The following is a 3,751-nucleotide window of genomic DNA, read 5'->3' on the forward strand; positions in this document are numbered from 1 at the left end:
CCCCGGGTCAGCGTCGTCTTGCCCGCCCCGAGTTCCCCGCTGAGCATCACGAGATCCCCGGCGCGCAGCAGTTTGGCCAGCTTCAGGCCCAGCTCACGCATCTGCTCGGGGGAGGTGACGGTCAGCTCGGTCTCAACCGGGCTGTGCGGTGCTGCTGGTGCTTCCATAGCCACCCACGGTAGCCCCTGCCGGCACGGCACCCGCGCGGGTGAGGAGGTCGGCGATGCGGTCGGTGACCACTTCCGGGTGTTCCAGCATCACGAGGTGCCCGGCGTCCGGCACGAGCACCAGTTCGGCGTCCGGCAGCAGCCCGGCGATGGCCTCGCTGTGCTCGCTGGGCGTGACGAGGTCCCCGATCCCGGCCAGCACGAGCACCGGGAGATCCGCGAAGTGGCCGAGCGCCTCGGTCTTGTCGTGTTCGGTGAACGCCGGATAGAACTCGGCGACCACGTCGATCGGCGTGCTCTCGATCAGCCGCTCGGCGAACCGGGCGACGGCCGGGTCGACGTCCCGGCTCGCGAACGAGTACCGCTTGATGATCCCGGCGAACAGGTCGGCGGTGGCCTGCCGCCCCTTCTCCACCAGCTCGGCCCGCTGCCCCAGCGCCTTCAGCACCCCGGGCAGGATCCGCCGTACGGCGTTCACTCCCGCGACGGGCAGCCCGAAGTTGACCTCGCCGAGCCGCCCCGACGACGTGCCGACGAGGGCGACGGCGACCACCCGCTCACGGATCAGCTCGGGAAACCCGTCGGCGAGCGCCATGACGGTCATCCCGCCCATGGAGTGTCCCACGAGCACGATCGGCCCCTCGGGCACGGCGGCGTCGATGACGGCCTTCAGATCGCGCCCCAACTGGTCGATGCTGACCGGCACATCGTCCTGCACCTGCTGCACTCCGCGCCCGGACCGGCCGTGGCTGCGCTGGTCCCAGTGGACGGTCCGCACGACCCCGCGCAGCGCGGCCCGCTGGAAGTGCCAGGAGTCCTGGCTGAGGCAGTAGCCGTGGCTGAAGACGACGGTGACGGGCAGCGGGGCCTTGCGTCCGAAGAGCCGGCGCCGACGCGGGGCGGACCCGCCCTCCGGCTCCACGTCGTCGACCTCGTAGTACAGCTCGGTGCCGTCGTCGGCGTACGCCTTGCCGGGCGTCCCGCGCAGCGAGCCGTAGGGCCCGGCGGAGTCGAGCGCGAGGCGTGCCTTCTTGCGCATGCCGCGCCCGACGGTCATCCGCTCGATGGCGACACCGGCCGCCGCTCCCGCCGCGACCACGCCTATCGCGGCGCCCGCGATCCCGGTCGCCCGGCGCCAGTTCCCGGCCGCCCCCGTGGCGGAGACCACGGCTACGACAGCCTCCGCGCTGCTCTCGCTCACGTACCGCTCCTCTTCGCAGGACTGCCGAACTGCCGGACTGGTGGACTGATGGGCTGGCGGACCACCACTTGCTGTCGGGGCGGTTACCCCGGTTGTCCCTCATTCACGTAGACGCGGGGAACACGGCTTCCGATCCGGGTGACGATTTCGTACGCGATGGTCCCGGCCGCCTGTGCCCAGTCCTCGGCGGTGGGCTCACCGCGGTCGCCGGGCCCGAAGAGGATCGCCTCCGAGCCGGTCCCGGGTTCGTCCCCGCCGAGGTCGACGACGAACTGGTCCATGGCGATGCGCCCGGCGACGGTCCGCCACTTGCCGCCGACCAGGACGGGTCCGGTGCCGGAGGCGTGCCGCGGGACACCGTCCGCGTACCCGACGGGCACCAGCCCGAGGGTGGTCTCGCCGGGGGTGACGTAGTGATGGCCGTAACTGACGCCGTGTCCGCCCGGGACCCGCTTGACCAGTGCCAAGGACGCGCTCAGCGTCATCACCGGGCGCAGCCCGAAGTCGGCCGGGCTGCCGAGTTCGGGGCTCGGCGAGATGCCGTAGACGGCGACACCGGTCCGCACGAGGTCGAAGTGCGCCTCGGGAAGCGTGAGCGTGGCCGGTGAGTTGGCGATGTGCCGCACCTCGGGCCGGACCCCGGCCTCCTCCGCGTACGACACCATCTCCCGGAAGAGGGCGAGCTGGGCGGCGATGGAGGGATGCCCGGGTTCGTCGGCGCAGGCGAAGTGCGACCAGAGTCCGGTGATGCGCAGGAGGCCTTCCCGCTCGGCCCGCAGGGCGTGGGCGACCAGCTCGGCCCAGTCGTCCCCCGGCTGGCATCCGCTGCGCCCCAGCCCTGTGTCGGCCTTGAGCTGCACGCGCGCGGGGGTACGGGCCTCCCGGGCGGCCGCCGTGACCTCCTCCAGAGCCCACATCCCGCTGACGGAGACATCGAGACCGGCCTCGACGGCCTCCCGCCAGGGTCCGCCCGGCGTCCAGAGCCAGCACATGATGCGGACGTCGTCGAGACCGTTGCGCCGCAGCTCAAGGGCTTCCTCGGGGGTCGCCGTGCCCAGCCAGGTCGCCCCCGCCTCGACGGCCGCGCGGGCACACGGCACCGCCCCGTGGCCGTACGCGTCGGACTTGACCACGGCCATCAGGGCCGCGCCCGGCGCCAGGGCGCGCAGGGTCCGCACATTGGCCCGCAGAGCGGCCAGATCGATCTCGGCGCGGGCACGCAGGGGTGTGCTCCGCGGGGCAGGTGTCTCACTCATGGCGCCCCCAGTCTCTCAGAGGGGTACGACAGTCCCCGCGGACGCCTACGCTCCGGGTCGCCGCCCCCAGACATGGACCCGGTCGCCCTTCTTCAGCACACCCCACAGCTTGCGCGCGTCCCCGAGCCGCAGATTGACGCAGCCCATGGAGCCGACGGTGGTGAAGATGCTGCCGTAGACGGCGTGGAAGGCCTGTCCGCCGCTGAAGAACTGCGCGTAGGGCATGGGCTGGTGGTAGAGCGTGGACACATGGTTCTTGTGCTTCCAGTAGACCTTGAACCAGCCCGTACGGGTCCGGTAGCCGGCCCGTCCGCTGCGCATGGGCACCGGCCCGAAGACGACCTTCTTCCCCTTCTGCACCCAGGTGATCTGCCGGGCCTGGTCGACACAGGCGACGCGGTACGTGCGGACCGGGCACTTCTTGGCGGCGTTGGGGTTCTTCCTCGCGGACAGGTACTGCATCCGGGACCAGGTGACCGGCCCCGCGAAGCCGATGGCGGGCTTGATCTTCTCCCTGACCTGGAACGCCCGGATGACCTTGCAGTCGGCCTTCGACTGCTTCCCGTCCACCTTCAGCTTCAGCCACCGCTCGACCTGCCGCTGATAGGGCCCACGGGACCTGGTGCACGAGATCCGGGCGACGGCATCGGAGAGCGGCACGTACTCGACCAGGTCGTAGGCCCCCGGAGCGGCCTCCACCGGTTCGACGGCCTCCTCCGCGGCGCTGGGCACGTACACCTGCGGCGCGAGGACCTGGTCGGGGGTGTCGGCCTGCCAGGGCTGATAGACCCCGGGAACGAGCTGGGCCTCGGGACCAGGAGCGGGGGGAGCGGGCTCGGCGACGGCGGTTGCGGCGGGCAGCGCGGTGGCGGCGGCGAGCAGCACGGCCACACCTCGGTGCGCGATACGTCGGCTGATCATGCGATCAGAGAAACGCGACCACCCATGACGCCGGGGATGCCGCGCGGAGGGATCACCCTTATCGCCGAGCGCCCGCGCCTTTCCGCCCGTCCGGGGGCTGTCCCCTATACACATCCGACGCCGCCGACCACGCGGACAGGGTAAGGACGCGTGGTCCCCCAGTCCGTCTCAAACAAAGTAGTGTACACTCACACCGCACCGAACAA

At 71.5% G+C, this 3,751-nt stretch carries 4 protein-coding genes; all 4 read right to left on the reverse strand.

The window, feature by feature from the left end:
- Positions 1–167: tRNA (adenosine(37)-N6)-threonylcarbamoyltransferase complex ATPase subunit type 1 TsaE (locus tag HLK59_RS48815; protein ID WP_171148138.1), on the reverse strand; the 167-nt coding region annotated here is incomplete at its 3' end.
- Complete coding sequence (locus HLK59_RS48820) at positions 133–1,368, reverse strand: alpha/beta hydrolase (protein ID WP_171148139.1); 1,236 nt, start codon at positions 1,366–1,368, stop codon at positions 133–135. The genes HLK59_RS48815 and HLK59_RS48820, both read right to left, overlap by 35 nt.
- Positions 1,369–1,451: 83 nt before the next feature.
- Entirely contained in the window at positions 1,452–2,624 is a 1,173-nt protein-coding gene (alr, locus tag HLK59_RS48825) for an alanine racemase (RefSeq protein WP_171148140.1), read from the reverse strand.
- Between the two features lie 45 nt (positions 2,625–2,669).
- A complete protein-coding gene (locus HLK59_RS48830) occupies positions 2,670–3,545 on the reverse strand; it encodes a L,D-transpeptidase (protein ID WP_171148141.1) in 876 nt (291 codons plus the stop codon).
- Positions 3,546–3,751 lie beyond the last annotated feature (206 nt).

Origin of the sequence: Streptomyces sp. S3(2020), from assembly GCF_013044505.1 — a bacterium.
GTDB lineage: Bacteria > Actinomycetota > Actinomycetes > Streptomycetales > Streptomycetaceae > Streptomyces.